This is a genomic window from Paenibacillus sp. TCA20, assembly GCF_000732325.1.
Classification (GTDB): Bacteria; Bacillota; Bacilli; order Paenibacillales; family Paenibacillaceae; genus Paenibacillus; species Paenibacillus urinalis.
Map to the genome: position 1 here is coordinate 88,416 of NZ_BBIW01000007.1, position 15,989 is coordinate 104,404.

Sequence of the window (15,989 nt, forward strand, 5' to 3'; positions counted from 1 at the left end):
TCGCGAAAAAGGAATACCGAAGATCGGCACCGTTGGCACTGTACGTGCGTTCGGCTCTGTTGCTGCTGTCGAGACTGTACTTGCTGTTGATGCTCTTGATGCCGTTGACACAGATCCCTCATTTACCTGAGTTGAACCTGCCTTTTCTGTTGGCACGCTTGACTGTACACCATCTGTCGGTACCACCGGCACCTCTTCCTTACGCTCTGTCATGACGTTCAATCATCCTTTGCCGCTAAGAAATTTTAGAATGTGAGCTGCAGGCTCCTGAGCTTGCTCTTTCAGGGCAGCGATCGCCTCTTCCTTGTCAGCAAGCCATTCTGCATGAGAATCCAGCATGTCCTTAAGTGTAGCCAGAAGCTTGTCTGCATCCAGCGAATCGGTGCTGCCGACAGGCTCACTGTGCAGACGCTGCAGAAATGCATCAATCTTCGGATCATAAGATACACCTGCGAGCGGTACTCGCTGTGATGCAGCATAGATCAGACTGTGCAGACGCATCCCGAGGAGGAGCTTACAGCGGGATACCTCCAGCAGCATCATCTGCGGATCGGTCTGCTGGGAACAGGTACTCACCTTGCTGCCTGTCCCATTCAAATGTCCGATCTTCTTCTTCACATAAGCGGAGGCTTCCTCATCCGTAGGAAGATGGAACGGAAGCAGACGGATATGAACCTTGCGCTGCTCCGCCAGCTTCTTCAGCCCTTCGGCGATGGCATCCAGTTCTCTTCTCTCCTTGTCCCAGAAACGAACCGAGACCCCGATCACAGGCAGTTCTTCCTCTTCCTGCTTTGGTGTTGTTCTTCTAGCGCTTCCCCCACCATACGTAGCAGCCTTCTTCACCTTAGATTCATCCGGCAGAGGCAGTCCCATGACAGGGTCAGGCACGACTTTGACATCATTCCACTGAATTCCATAGCTCTGAATGAGCTTGGCTGAATCCTCATCACGTACGGAAATATATTCACAGTGCTTAAAGACACCACGGATCATCGGGTGAAAAATCTTCCGGTGTACAGGCCCTACGCCCTGCGCATAAATAAACGTTGGCTTCTTCATATTCTGTGCCAGCTTAAGAATCCCCAAATAATAAGGAATGGACTTCCAGCCGGTAGCATCCTGCAGCAAGCTGCCGCCTCCGCTGATCAGGCCGTCGCTCTCCTTAATTGCGCGTCGAACTTCTCCAAGCTTCATCCGATGTACAGATCTCACCCCATATGTCTGCTGTGTCCATTCAGGATCGCCTGATAAGACGATAGGCTCGATTTCAATCGACGTACGCTGACTCTGTTCCGCGAGTGCCGTGAGGATCGACTTAAGTACAGCTTCATCGCCGCTGTTTCGAAAGCCGTAATAACCTGAGATAACTATTTTCTTAGTAGTATTGGTGACCATTTTTTCCAACATCCTTCCAGAACTTGCCACACCAGTATTGCAATCAGTCCAACAATCAGTCCCAGTCCGAGGCCAATCAGTCCGCGAATTAGCGATAGATGCACCGGTGTATGAATGTGAGCGAATGTGCCCACCATAGATAGCTGTGCAATGGCTGCAATAATTAGCAAGTAAATCCCATGACGATATTTAAGAGCAATAAATGCTCCTACAACGAACATCGGATGGCCCAGCAGGAATTCCTTGTTACGCGGACGTACGCCGAACGTATTCTCAAGGAAAGTACGCAGCTGTGCTTCAAACGGCAGTACCGTTCCGGCGTTCCCAGTTCGAGTCATATAGTAATAGCCTACCACACCGACAATACCCACTGCCACTATCATCAAAATCGTGATCGGCCGGTTCAGCAATTGGCGAATTGAAGCGACTGACATCGACTTCAGGTAGAAAAATACATAGATAGCTACGAGCAAAACAGGTCCGGAGTACAGTATGCTTACGCCTCTAAATTGATCGATGACGAGTGAATACGTAATGTTGTTAAGCAGTGCAACCATGAACGGAACACCAACGAAGGACAGAATGGATGTCCATACATACAGCAGGATGCTCTTCGATAACCGGCTCTTCACCGATAAGTCAGGCGTCCTCACCTGTGCAGCATTGATCTTTCTTACCGCAAGGATCATCGCAACGGTTGGTGCACTGATCGCAGCCAAGAGAGCCAACGCTTGTTCAAGCAGAGTGGGTCTCAGTAGGAACAGTCCAGCACTTCCAATCAGTCCGAGAATAAAGGCCGGCAAGGTCAGGAACGGAATAAAGTAGGATATCATCAGCGCAATCATCGCCACGCTGCCGACAACGACGACGGCCTTAAAGTATCTCTCACCGCCTGTTTCTGCAACATTAAATGGCTCTGCCTTGCCCATGACAAAACCGTTGTCTTCCATTCGCTGAACCGCATTTCCTTCTTCACCTAATGCATCCATCAGGTTATCCAAAGGATCCGTTACTTGGGCCGTAAGTGCACTTCTTGCCGGAGCGGCATTCAGGTACAGCATTCGGATGTTCCGATCCTTCGTTGCCAGTGCGAATCGATCTGAGATCACGTTCACATCCAGATTCGCATCCGATTCACTGAGCGAATATAGACGAGTGACATTATAATCCGTCAGGTAGGCAAGCGTGCTGAATCCGCTCTGAGGCTTCTTCAGATTCTCGATGGCAGCAAGCCCGATCCCATGCTTGTTCATTAGTTCTGCAAAGGCAGACAGACTCTTCATGTCTTCATTATCGTTATAGCCCTTAACTTTATCACCATCAAACAAGATCCGCGATACACCATATTGCTCAAAGGTCTCCATCATCGCAGCAGCTGCTTCTTGATCATACGGCAGTGCATCTCCCAGACGAGGCATAATGTTAAAGCCACGCTCATGGAGGTCCGCCATCGCAATAGGATCAGGAAGCATCGGCTTCAGCTTCGCATTTTCGGTCGGCGTCTGAAGAACCAGTCCTTGTTCATTCAAATAGGTCCATGGATTCACGGGAATATCGAGTCTTTCGAAGGTATCCTCGATAATTGGAGACAACACCTCCCGGCTCTCATCCGATGTGAAGAGAATATACGTATAGTTCTCATTAACCGGTGGGATTTGGCCTGTCAGGTTGGCCGCTTGTACACTGTCATAGATTGTAATTCTCTCTGACTTGCGGAATTCTTCCAGTGTGCTCTCGTATACTGCCATCGTGATGACACCCGCATCCTTCAGCTCAGTCAGCTTCTGGTCAATAAAATCCTGTGGGTGCACCTGATAAGCTGCGACTTCGACAAGATCCCGATAATCGAACGCAAGCTCCACGTTCTTCGCGCTTGATTCAGTCTTCACACGATCCGCAATGATGGGAATCGAGGCAACGAGTCCGATGATAACAAGGATCCAGAGCCATTTTCGGGATACGGTGTTCCAATACTGCCATTTTTGACGCACAAAAAGTACCTCCTAAACAAAATAAATTAAAGATAATGAATAGAGACGGTAGAAATAAAGGGAATGAATTCAGCTGAAGAAAATAAAGTTGATCCATTTCTATAATCGCATGATACATCGTTACGATGGAGGGTAATAAGTGTATAGGGTTGAAAAATGACCTCCTATTTTTATACATTCCATATCATGCCCTAAGGAACCAAAAAATTCTCCTTCTCATTCAAACTTACAATCTGCTGACATAGGAAGAGCCTTTCCGCCAAACAACCCGTAACGGTGCGGAAAGGCTCTCTACAATTAAGTCTTGCTTATGTTAACTCGTTAACTCCTTGAACTTATGCATCCACACGTGCCATGACAGCTTCAATCAAACGATCAATCCGTGCTTGTGCATCTTCATAAGAAGTACCCTGTACCGCAAAATAAACCTTAATCTTCGGCTCCGTCCCTGATGGACGTAGACAGAACCAGGATCCATCCTCAAGGATGAATTTCAGTACATTTTCTTTTGGCAGGCCGTTCAGGCCTTTGGAGTAATCCTGCATCTCTGTCACTCTGATGCCTGCAACCTCATCAGGCGGGGATGTACGCCAATCTGTCATTTTGGACTGGATTTGCGCTACGCCGTCTTTCCCTTTCAAGGTTCTCGATTGCAGTGCTTCAAGGAAGTAGCCGAACTGCTCGTACAGCTCCTGCAGTACATCGTACAGCGTCTTGCCCTGGGCTTTGTAATAAGCCGCCGCTTCACAGATCAGCATCGCTGCAAGGACTGCATCCTTATCTCTCGCATAATTGCCGGCAAGATAGCCGTAGCTCTCTTCATAGCCGAACAGATACGTATGGCTGCCCGTCGCTTCAAAAGCATCCATCTTCTCACCGATATATTTGAATCCGGTCAGTGTATTAAACACCTGTGCACCGTAATGCTCGGCAATTACCGCCCCCATCTCACTCGTTACAATCGTCTTGACGACCGCACCGTTCGAAGGCAGCTCTCCCCGCTCCTTCATCTGACTGAGCAGGTAATGGGTCATAATCGCGCCGGATTGATTGCCGGACAGTACGAAGTATTTTTTGTTCTTATCCTTCACAACCGCTCCCATCCGATCTGCATCGGGGTCGGTACCAATCAGAATATCCGCTCCAACTTGTTCTCCAAGCTCAATCGCCAGGGTGAAGGCTTCACGCTCCTCCGGGTTTGGAGATTTCACCGTTGAGAACTCGGCATCCGGCTCTGCCTGCTCAGGTACAATATGCAGGTTCGTAAACCCGATCCGCTCCAGCACCTGACGAACCGGATGATGGCCTGTCCCGTGCAGCGGCGTGAATACAATGTTGAAATCCTTCGCATATTCGGAAGCGATGCGATCACGGTTCAAGCTTACGGAAGCAACCGTTTCAATAAACGCTTCATCCTCCGCTTCGCCAAGCCATACCAACAGTCCTTCAGCCTCGGCTTCAGCCTGGCTCAGCTTCTTCACTTCACGAAGTGAGGAAATCTCCTGTATGTAGCTGATGACACGTTCTGCTTCGTCCGGTACCAGCTGTCCACCTGAGGCATTGTACACTTTATAGCCGTTATATTCCGGCGGATTGTGGCTCGCTGTTACGACAATACCGCCCGTTGCAGCAAGATGTCTTACGCTAAAAGACAGCTGCGGCGTAGGGCGCAGTGATGGATACAATTTAGCAACAATCCCATTCGCTGCAAGCACCAGCGCAGCCTCCAGGGCAAATTCAGGTGAGAAGTGACGTGAATCATGTGCAATGACCACAGAAGGCTGACCTTCGCCTTGATGCTGTTCAAGAATATATTTGGCAAATCCTTGCGTCGCTTTACCAACCGTATATCGGTTCATGCGGTTGCTTCCGGCTCCAATGACACCACGGAGACCCCCTGTACCAAATTCAAGCTCTCGGTAGAAGCGGTCCTCCAATTCTGTAGTGTCATTCGAGAGCTCTTTAAGCTCCTGCTTCGTCTCCTCATCGATTGAAGGATCCGCGAGCCATTGATTCAAACTGCGTTCTGCTGTTTCACTTAACATTACCATCATTTCTCCCTCCGGCCATGATCATTATTTTCTCTATGTGTTTATCCAGTAAGTACAACCATTAGAGCTGCTATTACTATATAATCATTAACCAATTTACCTAGGATCTGATAACGCAAACATGATTTCGCCTTCAGCAACCACTTTGCCTTCCACCCGAGCCGTTGCTTTTCCCTTGCCAATGGAGCCCTTCAGACGGGTAATCTCCACCTCAAGCTCCAGCGTATCGCCAGGCACAACTTGTCCGCGGAAACGGAAATTATCCAGTCCAGCCAAAAATCCGATCTTGCCCTTGTTGGCCTCGACGTTAAGAATGGCAACCGCTCCGACCTGAGCCAGTGCTTCGGTAATCAGCACACCCGGCATCACCGGATAACCAGGAAAGTGGCCTGTAAAAAACGGTTCGTTCATGGTCACATTCTTGATGCCAACGGCACGCTTGCCCTCTTCCATCTCCACGATCTTGTCCACCAGCAAAAACGGAGGACGGTGTGGAATAATCTCTTGAATTTGATTAATATCCAGCATTCTTTGGTAAAACTCCTTCCATTCTATGCATAACATCTCAGCTTCTCGTCAAAACTATTCTTATCCTTCATCATCTGCAGTAGTGAAGGTTAAGATAAGGGGTTTCTCTACCGCTTGCAGAACCGTAAACAGCCTTATGGGCTGCTTGCCCTGCTATAGAGAAGCCCTTTTTTGTTGTTGTTAAATGGAGCACTTGCTTTACGCACAAAGTCCCCCATCATTATACATTTTTCGGGAACAAAAAGAAAACTCCTGCTAAACAGGAGCTTCCCGTATTTTAAATGTTAACCGTCTATGGTGCAAATACCAGATCAAAAATATGCTTCCAGGTACGATAATCAAAGGCTGAGCCGATATCCTGCCCGCCAACGACGACATAACCCGCAATCATACCGCCGACAAGTGCCAGAATGAGCAGCATAGGGATGAGCAACCAGCGCAGGACCTTCTTCCCGGATCCTTTCTTCTTCACCACAGCTGTATCTTCTTGAGTCATTACGTTCACCTATGCCCTCATATTATTCGCGAGATTTAGCATCGTATCACTGGAGCTGAGTGCACGCGCAGCCAGCTGGTATGTGCGCTGTACCTCCAGCATCTTGGTCATCTCCGCGGTCAGATCCACATTCGAAGTCTCCAGGTAACCGGAACGAATGGAGGCACCCGCAGGAACACGAGCCGCTGCATTCTCTCCAAAGACCTCTGCTTCCGTCGCACCCGGTGCTAGTGCATAGAGGTTGTCCGCGCTTGCAGAGAGCCCCTCCGGTCTCATCGGCTCAACAAATTGCAGCTGACCTGCAATCGCTGCGTTAGGTGAGTTACCTATACGGACCAGCAAATTCCCGCTTGCATCCACAGCAGCAGATGAATTCACCGGTGCGGTAATCCCTTCTCCGTCTCTGCCGAGTACAGCATACCCTTCAGCAGTAACAAGTCTCATCCGGTCTTGATCTGCCGGGTCGGGTACAAATTGAAAATTCCCTGCACGGGTCCAGGCCTTCTCTCCGTTCACGTCAACTGCGAACAGTGCATTGCCTTCAATAGCCAGATCGGTCGGATTGCCTGTTGCATTCATTTCGCCCTGCGTCATATCCTGCGCAAGTGAAACCATCTGAATGCCATAGCCCTGCGTAAAGCCCAGCGGCGTAGCACGGCCATCCCGGTTCAGTGGTGAAGCCTGCTCCTGAAACGTGGTCAGTACATCTTCAAAAGAAGCCTGTTTGCTCTTATATCCCACCGTATCCACATTCGCCACGTTATCGGCAATTACATTCAGGCGCTGCTGCAGACTTTGCATAGATACGAGTGCACTTATCATCGAATTATTCATAAATTATCCCCCCAAACTTAAGAGATATGTAAAGCTCTAGCCACATCGATTTAGACACGGCCAATCTCATTCACAGCCTTTTCCAGGCTTTTATCATAAAATTGTATTACCTTCTGATTGGCTTCATACAGTCGCAGCGCCGCCATCATATCAACCATAGACTGAGATGCATCCACCGTAGACTGCTCCAGAAATCCTTGCTGAACCTGTACATTATCCTCTTCTGCCAGCTGCCTTACCGCTCCTTCACCTGAAGGATCCAGTGCAAAGTTACCATTACCTTCTCTGACAAGCTGGTGAGGCTGATCAATAATGGAAATTCCTAGACTAAGCCCAGCAGGGGTGCCGTTCACGGCATTCACCAGACGTCCTTGCTCGTCCACTTTAAATTGATTTACGGATCCTGTCAACACAATCGGCTCGCCATTATCTGACAGCACTTCGTAGCCGGTTGCACTAAGAAGCCTGCCTTCAGCATCCACACTAAATTCACCATTCCGTGTATATTTAACATTGCCTTCACTGTCCTGGACGGTGAAAAAAGCCTGCGGCTGATAGATAACGCTGCCGTTATCGCTAATATATTTACCTGACGCATCAAAAGGTACGGCCTGGCCTGTATTCGGGTCCATCACATTCAGATCGGAATACAGCGCAAAATCCATATTATTCTCCATTGGCGTGAGTGCTCCTTGGATATTCGAATACAAGCTCTCCTCCGCATATACGCCTGTGTTGAGCAGACCTACCTTCTTATTACCGGGTGAGGAAGCATCTCCTGTCCGCTCCAAGAGCATTTCAGGAAAAGAACGGTTCACGCTCTCCACCTGCTTGTATCCTGTTGTATTCAAGTTGGCGATATTTTGCGTCACGGTATCATGTCTGCGCTGCTGGGCTACCATTCCGGCTGCCGCTGTATAAAGACCTCGAATCAACCTTACTCCTCCTTCATGCTGTCAGCATATTTGTATATATCATCTAAAGACCAGCTGTTTGATAAGTTCTCAATTTAATTTATGTACTGCTTATTGCTATATCGGCAGATTAGAACTTTTTCTTAAGGGAACGATCCAAATGATTGAGCATCAGGCCCGTCCCCTTGACGACACAGTGCATCGGATCCTCCGCCACCAGAACCGGAACTCTGAGCTCTTCCGCGAGCAGCTCGTCCAATCCTTTAAGCAGTGCACCTCCACCGGTCAAAATCACTCCACGATCAATGATATCCGCTGCCAGTTCAGGCGGAGTCTGCTCCAGTACCGATTTGGCAGAGGCGACAATCCATTCTACAGGGTCGGACAATGCCTCCTGAACCTCACCTGATGTAACCATAATCGTCTTCGGCAAGCCGCTGACCATGTCCCGTCCGCGAATATCGAGCTCCGCCTGCTCCCCATTCGGATGTACCGTACCGATCATCATCTTAATATGCTCTGCCGTCCGTTCTCCGATCAGGAGCTTGTACTTATTTTTGATATACTTCAGTATCGCTTCGTCAAACTTGTCCCCCGCCATTTTAATAGAAGAAGAGGTAACAATCTCACCCATGGACAGCACAGCAACATCCGTTGTCCCCCCGCCAATATCGACGACCATATTTCCGCTCGGCTCATAGATGTTCATGCCTGCGCCAATGGCTGCTGCTTTGGGCTCCTCCTCCAGAAATACTTCCTTCGCCCCACTGCGTTCTGCCGCTTCACGAATTGCCTTCTGTTCTACAGAAGTGATATTGGTTGGTGCACATATTAAAATACGGGGACGGCTGTACCAATTCTTGCCGCCAACCCGATGGATGAAATATTTAAGCATCGTTTCGGTAATATCAAAATCAGCAATGACCCCGTCACGCAAAGGCCGGATGGCCACGATGTTCCCAGGTGTGCGCCCCACCATGCGTCTTGCTTCTTCTCCAACGGCGAGGACTCTCTTGGACCCGCTCTCAATCGTAACGACAGAAGGCTCGTCAAGCACAACTCCGCTTCCTTTCACGTGAATAAGCACATTTGCTGTGCCAAGATCAATGCCGATATCCTTGCTAAACATATAAAAGAGCCCCCAAAGTGATATTTTATAGGTCCGGGATTTTGCATAAGTTGAAGGGTTAACGAATGGATTTATGCAAAATCCTCATGAAAATACGTTGTTTGCTGCATATCGAATCTTGCACCACTCGAATGATCCAAATGAATGCTTAATCCCTCATATAGCTATTGTTCGACAAAAGACAGCAACTTTATGTGAAAGTTCAATCGTATACTAGTCATATTTCGACGTAATCCCATCTTTTAACATATCATACTTCAGGGGAGGTATTCAATGCATTTGTATGCTTCTGGTCCTATCTTAAGCAGGGTGATCTCAAGATTTGCTGGAGGCGAGCACCTCCCGTTTTTTGCCGCTCGATTTCTTATATTTGATCTTGGTGGCTTCTCCTCCCCGCAAATGACGGATGGATTTATGATACTCCAGAATGTGCTTTACCTGATCGGCAAGATCAGGGTTGATTTCCGGCAGCCGTTCGGTCAAATCCTTATGCACCGTGCTCTTTGAAACGCCAAATTCTTTGGCGATCGTCCGGACCGTATGCCTCGTCTCAACGATGCAGCGTCCAATCTTAATGGTCCGTTCCTTGATGTAATCGTGCACGCTCCCGCCTCCCTACTGTGGATAGTTTGGTACATTATATGAGGGGCGTGCCTAGATATTCACGGTTTCAAAGGGTGACAAGCTTCGGCGGATGGATTTATTTTCATTTTCATTATCCACAGGTTTGTCCATTTCCGCGATTTAAGCGGCAAAAAAGAAAAAACAGCGGGTTTCCCCGCTGCTTTATTAAAGATAGAACTTTTCTTATTTTTGTGGCAGGTACTGTTCTGGATTAACCGGTTTTCCTGCTTCGAACACTTCAAAGTGTACGTGATTGCCAAGATCCTTCTTCAGCTCGCTGGTTCCGGATGAGGCAATGATATCACCTTGTTTAACCTTGTCATCCTGTTTCACTGTTACGTTAGACAAGCTTTGGTATACCGTCTTCAAATCGTTGTCATGTGTAATTTCAACGACCATTCCGTTTAACGGATGTGTTTCAACACGAGTTACCGTACCGCTCATTGCTGCTTTGACTTCAAAGCTCTGATCATCTGCTCTTGCGAGGTCAATACCGACATTGGCAAAAAACGTTTGGTCATACTCTAGCAATGCACTTGCTTTTTCTTCACTCGATGCTTCTGAATCATAGAAAGGCTTCACGACACTTACATCAGCTGGGCTTGCAACCGGCCATGCGAGATTCTCGGCTGTACCTTCTCCTTCACCGCTGCTAGCAGGCTCTTCTTCTAGATTCACTCCAGTGGTAGGAACCGATTCTCCTGTTTCTGAAACCTCATTTACGGTCTCATTCACTAGAGATTGTCTGGTTGTGTCCTGGTAGACCCACACTAAAGTTAGTATAATAGCTGCTGCGGCAATGTAAGCTGCCGGGTATACCCACCGTTTGGACAACAGCCTTTTCCAGGATGAAGGTTGTGAACTTTGTGCTCCTTGATTGGATTTTGGAGCATCTTCTTGGTTCTGATTTTTGTTTTGTTCATTCATATTCTATCACCTCAGTAACAAGTGTTACCGGGCGCAACTCTTTTATACTCGCCTATTAAAATATTTATGAAATTTTTTGAGAGTTCAGGATTTCTCGTTATATAAGAGCTCAGAAGCTCGTCCGAACGATATCCCGGTATAGTAGTGTTTGAGAATCTCTGTTGCTGTATATCCTTCCAAGGCCATGCCGTTTGCTCCCCACTGGCTCATGCCTACGCCATGTCCGTAGCCGATCGTCGTGATCGTAATCTCATTTCCTTTGGTAGACCATTTGAACTCACTAGATCTGAGCCCTAGCAGCTCTCTTATATCTTGTCCGGAGAAAATCTTGCTGCCTACCCGAATCTCTTTGATCCGATTCCCCTCGGTCTTAGAGATGACTTCGATAAAAGGCTTGGCCCCTGTGTTATTCGTAGACACCGGTACCGGATCCGGAATGACATTCAGCTTATTCATAAATTCCACACGTGTCATCGTCACACTCTCTTGGAATCCAGGTGCAATCTTGGCATCCCATGGACTGGCCACGCTTCGAAGGTAAGGAACCGCCTCCTGCCACACTTCCTCGGAGTTCTCTGTGTATCCATTGCTGGTGGAGAAGAAGGAGGCCGTAATCGGCTGTCCTTTGTATGTCATAATCGAATCCTTGCTCTCCCTTACAGCCTGCTCCAGCTTGGCCCATTCCTCTTGCTTGCCAAGCTCGGCCCACTTGTCCTCCAGACCGCCGTACGGATGATAAACCTGGTGATCCACGGTATCCGTGACATCGGCGCCGCTGACCGGAACGCCGCTGGCATCGCCTGCGGCGAGACGCTTCACGATATAAGTGCGCGCGGCAATGGCCTGCGCCTTCAACGCCTCGAGGCCGAAGTCCGAAGGCATTTCGGCCGCCAGCACCCCGGTGACGTACTGTTCCAGCGTCACCGTATCAATGGTGCCCGTCTCCTTCAGGTAGACGCGCACCATGGGTTCGGGATACACCTGGGCCGGCTGCGTAACGGCCGATCCAGGTGTATCCGGCGCTGAGGCAGCCGGCGGAGCTGCTGACTCCTGCGGCGCCTTCCCACCGGTGCTGCTGCCGGCGGGAGGCGCGGTTTGCTCCGCCGCTGGCGCTGGCTGCGGCGGAGTTCCCTCGCGGGGCCAAGCGAGCACTGCTGGAATCAGCAGTGCGGTGAGGGCCAGCCCCGCGAGGCCGGCGGCAGGTGCGAAGCGCCGCCGAGGAGGGCGCCGCGGGCTGCTGCCGCGGCGCCAGACGTAACGGGCCGTGGCGGGAGCCGGCCCGTCCTCTTCGTGAGCAGCCTGCGAACGATCCGGCTGCGGCTCCACCCCTGGCTGCAACTTACCTCCTTGCTCTGCCTCCGATTCCGATCCTGCCGCAGATTTCTCTGCCGTACCGAAGAAAAACACCTCAGGCAGCTTGTTTCTGACAGAGGCCGTCTGCATGCTCCCTGATTGATGTCCTGCATGCTTCTCAGTGAAGTCATGCTTGACGGGCGACTTCTCAGCAGCTGTAATCTGATGATTCGGATTCTTTAGCATTTTGCTCTCTTCTTTTTTCTGTATCCTGTTGATATCTATTAATGTAGAGTCAGCGTTGGGATCAGGTTCGTTCTGCTTCTTTTTTGAGATGATGTACGGAGTAATCCCCGCCATTTCCTGTTCTGTCGAATTAGAATCAACAGAACGGGGATCTGGCCATGGGATTCGGACGATCCGGCTTCTTCGATAAGTGCGAACTCGTTCTTTCTTATAAGATGCATTGCTGCGTATCTTGCTCATCTTCGCGTTTCCCTCCGTTCTATTTGCCTGCATGTTTCAACCAAGGCTCGTAGAGACTTCATAGAATATACATATGAGTCCCCACCATCTGATAGAACTAAATAAGAGAATCGAAATGAAGATACTAGCAGATCATTAGAGAGTGAATGTACAGCATAACCAACCCGCAAACGCGCTTCCCGCCTGTCATTATAAACAATCTCAAATTCTCAATATAGGAATGGTTACTGCTTCATATTAGAAGCTGCTACTAATAGTAGTGATCACAGGCTCTCATCCTTGCAGCTACCAAGTTCGTAGAATTACGCTTTTAGTAACTTACTTCGAAGACGATAAAGATAAAAAAAAGAACCAAGGCTGCTAGGAGCCTGGTTCTCTGTTCGAACACACTGTTGCATATATTTGTACTATCCTTAAGCTAAGCTGGATTGAACTTTGAAGAGAGGTGTTTCTTCCGCCTTCTTCTCGCTTGCCTTGTTCTCCAGCTTCGGCTCTTCCACAGATACACGGTAAATGTCAGCACCAAGGCCATTCAGCTTCTCAGCCAAATGAACATAGCCACGATCGATATGATGTACACCACCGACTTCTGTTGTACCGTCAGCAATTAAGCCAGCCAAGATCAGAGCAGCCCCTGCACGCAGGTCCGTCGATGTAACTTTGGCTCCGGTCAGCTTAGCACCGCCTGTAATAATAGAAGAACGACCTTCTACTTTAATTTCGGCATTCATCAGATTAAACTCATCGACATGCATAAAGCGATTCTCAAACACCGTTTCCGTTACAACACTGGTTCCTTCAGATTTAAGCAAGAGCGCCATCATTTGCGACTGCATATCTGTAGGGAAACCTGGGTATGGTAAGGTTTTGACATCCACAGCTTTGAGAGGGCCGTCCGCAATCACACGAACACCATTCTCATCAGGAATAATCGTTACGCCCATTTCTTCCATCTTGGAGATGACAGGACCGAGGTGATCCGAGATCGCTCCCTCGACATAAACGTCGCCGCCTGTAATAGCAGCAGCCGCCATATACGTACCTGCTTCAATCCGGTCAGGAATTACGGTGTGCTTCACGCCGTGAAGTTTGTCAACTCCATCAATACGAATGACGCCTGTACCCGCACCGCGGACTTTAGCTCCCATTCCATTGAGGTAGTTCGCTAGATCAACGATCTCAGGCTCTTTTGCCGCATTCTCAATCGTCGTTGTTCCTTCAGCAAGTGTAGCTGCCATCATGATATTCTCTGTCGCGCCAACACTGGCTACGTCCAGATAAATCTTAGCTCCGCGCAGCTTGCCGTTAGAACGTGCTTCTATATAACCTTGACCTAGACTGATTTCTGCACCCATCGCTTCAAACCCTTTGAGATGCTGGTCAATCGGGCGAGTACCAATGGCGCATCCGCCTGGTAAAGATATTTTTGTATAACCCATCCGAGTTAGCAAAGGACCCATAACTAAAAAGGAAGCCCGCATTTTCGTAACCCATTCGTAAGGGGCCTCGCACGAAGTTAGTTTCGTTGCATTTACGGTAATTACCTCATCCTGGTATTGTACTTCCGCTCCTAGCGATTCCAGTACTTTGTTAATTGTCATCACATCGTCGAGAGGAGGCGCATCAATAATTGTGCTTACTCCTTCTTCCCCTAAGAGAGAGGCGGCGATGATCGGAAGAACTGAATTTTTAGCGCCGCTGACTTTGACACTTCCGGTCAATCTCTTGCCTCCGCGGACGATAAATTTGCTCATCATGGTTCCCTCCGCGCGTTTTTTTCCCTTTTCTGCTTACAATCTTAGATCCTGTAAAACAGATCATCCGTTGCTTGCCCGAATGAATCGGAAAATTCGACATCATTACTTAATGTTCGTCAAGATGTCTTTCTTCAGAAAAGAATCGTTTTCATTGTTATTAGAATAATTTTATCGTAACTACACTACAAATCGAAGAAAAAGCGAGTCATTCGCTAATCCCCTAAATTCCATCATACCACCTGATAAATAAAGGAGACAAGCATTTTTTCATATAAGGCAGAATATTCTAGCTCCGGCTTCCATTAACACTTGTTTGACCCTTATTTTACAGGGACACTTATTACTTTCATTGTTCACATAAATACATGATGTTATTCGACAAAAGCCGTGTTGTTCTTGCCTAACAGAGATTAACCAGCTTTATATATCTTTAAAACAAGATTTTTATAAAATTATTCTTTACCTTGCTTTATGGTAATGCTCCGGGCTGAATCAATTTCCTAATTTAAGTTATGAAATCGATTTTGCTAAGTGAATTTATGTAAATTCACTAGAACAGATATCTCAGCATTTGAGTCCAACTCAAATACTTCAGTATGAACTCAGACACGAAATGACCAATGACGATTGCGATTAACAGCTGCAGCATCCTTGCTTGAGGACTCTGCGGGTGACGTACGAACAAATCCAATTTCAGATGCTGTAATGACCACCAAGCTAAGGCAACACAGGCGAGTGAAACGATCATCGCTACCAGACCATTCACACTAACCGCTTGATTAAGCTGGTCGTTCACTAATTGATCCATATCCTACCCTCCGCCTTTATCATAACATCAGAAAATCACACACTGAGAAATCATAGTCGGTAGACGCCCCCTTGTCAACATGCCAAATATCATATCTGACTGCCAATATACGTCACCTCCGTCAAAATTGTTCTCTTTCAGACACATTTCCTGTTTGTCCGGGTAATTCTCTGTCATTTCCTCGGAAATAATATCAAAAATAAAAGAAGGATCTGGGACATATTCATGCCTCAGATCCTTCTTCAGTTCATCTATTTTTAGAATGATCTCAAGCTTCATTCTACTTATGATTACTGACCGGAAACTTTAAGCCGGTTCATGGCTTTTTGCAGTGCAAGCTCAGCACGTCTGTGATCATATTGATCCCGATTGCTCGAGAGACGTGTTTCTGCACGCTCTTTCGCAGCTCTTGCACGATCAACATCGATCTCATTAGCCAGCTCCGCACTTTCAGCCAGAATAACGACCTTCTCTTTGCGAACTTCAACAAATCCACCGGCAACGGCGATTCTTTGCTCTTTACCGTTCGCTTTAATCGTTACAGGGGCAATCTGCAATGGAGTCACGAAGGGTACGTGACCAGGTAAAATCCCCAGTTCTCCCTCCAGACCTCGAACAACCAGACTGTCAGCCTGTTCAGAGTAGATGAGTCGCTCCGGAGTTACGATTTCTAATAAAAAGGTGCTCACTGTCATCCCTCCTGAACACTATCCGCAAGGGATAGTTCACTTCATGTGTGGATCATTAGTTCTAAGG

The 15,989-nt window shown here is 48.1% G+C and carries 14 protein-coding genes; all 14 read right to left on the reverse strand.

All coding sequences use genetic code 11. The features are described 5' to 3' along the window. Window positions 1-222 precede the first annotated feature (222 nt). Window positions 223-1,395: a polysaccharide pyruvyl transferase CsaB gene (csaB, locus tag TCA2_RS14730; protein ID WP_047912378.1), complete on the reverse strand. Its 1,173-nt coding sequence runs from the start codon at window positions 1,393-1,395 to the stop codon at window positions 223-225. Further along, window positions 1,368-3,386, reverse strand: coding sequence for a DUF5693 family protein (locus TCA2_RS14735; protein ID WP_047912379.1), 2,019 nt, complete (start codon window positions 3,384-3,386; stop codon window positions 1,368-1,370). Before TCA2_RS14735 ends, csaB begins: the two co-directional genes overlap by 28 nt. A 335-nt stretch (window positions 3,387-3,721) precedes the next feature. Next, complete coding sequence (locus tag TCA2_RS14740; protein ID WP_047912380.1) at window positions 3,722-5,437, reverse strand: phospho-sugar mutase; 1,716 nt, start codon at window positions 5,435-5,437, stop codon at window positions 3,722-3,724. 96 nt (window positions 5,438-5,533) lie between these two features. Then, window positions 5,534-5,965 carry a 3-hydroxyacyl-ACP dehydratase FabZ gene (gene fabZ, locus TCA2_RS14745; RefSeq protein WP_047912381.1) on the reverse strand — a complete coding sequence of 144 codons (432 nt, stop codon included), beginning with the start codon at window positions 5,963-5,965 and terminating at the stop codon, window positions 5,534-5,536. 292 nt (window positions 5,966-6,257) lie between these two features. Continuing rightward, the gene (locus TCA2_RS14750; RefSeq protein WP_047912518.1) at window positions 6,258-6,461 is read right to left on the reverse strand and encodes a DNA-directed RNA polymerase subunit beta; all 204 of its coding nucleotides are present in this window, start codon (window positions 6,459-6,461) and stop codon (window positions 6,258-6,260) included. Window positions 6,462-6,470: 9 nt separating this feature from the next. Next, the gene (locus tag TCA2_RS14755; protein ID WP_047912382.1) at window positions 6,471-7,295 is read right to left on the reverse strand and encodes a flagellar hook-basal body protein; all 825 of its coding nucleotides are present in this window, start codon (window positions 7,293-7,295) and stop codon (window positions 6,471-6,473) included. Between the two features lie 50 nt (window positions 7,296-7,345). Next, window positions 7,346-8,230 carry a flagellar hook-basal body protein gene (locus TCA2_RS14760; protein WP_047912383.1) on the reverse strand — a complete coding sequence of 295 codons (885 nt, stop codon included), beginning with the start codon at window positions 8,228-8,230 and terminating at the stop codon, window positions 7,346-7,348. A 109-nt stretch (window positions 8,231-8,339) separates the two neighbouring features. Continuing rightward, window positions 8,340-9,338, reverse strand: coding sequence for a rod shape-determining protein (locus TCA2_RS14765; protein WP_047912384.1), 999 nt, complete (start codon window positions 9,336-9,338; stop codon window positions 8,340-8,342). A gap of 315 nt (window positions 9,339-9,653) precedes the next feature. Then, on the reverse strand, window positions 9,654-9,941 hold the full coding sequence (spoIIID, locus tag TCA2_RS14770) for a sporulation transcriptional regulator SpoIIID (RefSeq protein ID WP_047912385.1): 288 nt from the start codon (window positions 9,939-9,941) through the stop codon (window positions 9,654-9,656). Window positions 9,942-10,145: 204 nt separating this feature from the next. Next, the gene (locus TCA2_RS14775; RefSeq protein WP_047912386.1) at window positions 10,146-10,889 is read right to left on the reverse strand and encodes a M23 family metallopeptidase; all 744 of its coding nucleotides are present in this window, start codon (window positions 10,887-10,889) and stop codon (window positions 10,146-10,148) included. Between the two features lie 84 nt (window positions 10,890-10,973). Further along, on the reverse strand, window positions 10,974-12,668 hold the full coding sequence (gene spoIID / locus TCA2_RS26670) for a stage II sporulation protein D (protein ID WP_238546404.1): 1,695 nt from the start codon (window positions 12,666-12,668) through the stop codon (window positions 10,974-10,976). A gap of 413 nt (window positions 12,669-13,081) precedes the next feature. Beyond that, on the reverse strand, window positions 13,082-14,422 hold the full coding sequence (gene murA / locus TCA2_RS14785; protein ID WP_047912387.1) for a UDP-N-acetylglucosamine 1-carboxyvinyltransferase: 1,341 nt from the start codon (window positions 14,420-14,422) through the stop codon (window positions 13,082-13,084). Window positions 14,423-14,975: 553 nt separating this feature from the next. Then, complete coding sequence (locus TCA2_RS14790; RefSeq protein WP_047912388.1) at window positions 14,976-15,233, reverse strand: DUF1146 family protein; 258 nt, start codon at window positions 15,231-15,233, stop codon at window positions 14,976-14,978. Window positions 15,234-15,523: 290 nt separating this feature from the next. Further along, the gene (locus tag TCA2_RS14800; protein ID WP_047912390.1) at window positions 15,524-15,922 is read right to left on the reverse strand and encodes a F0F1 ATP synthase subunit epsilon; all 399 of its coding nucleotides are present in this window, start codon (window positions 15,920-15,922) and stop codon (window positions 15,524-15,526) included. Window positions 15,923-15,989 lie beyond the last annotated feature (67 nt).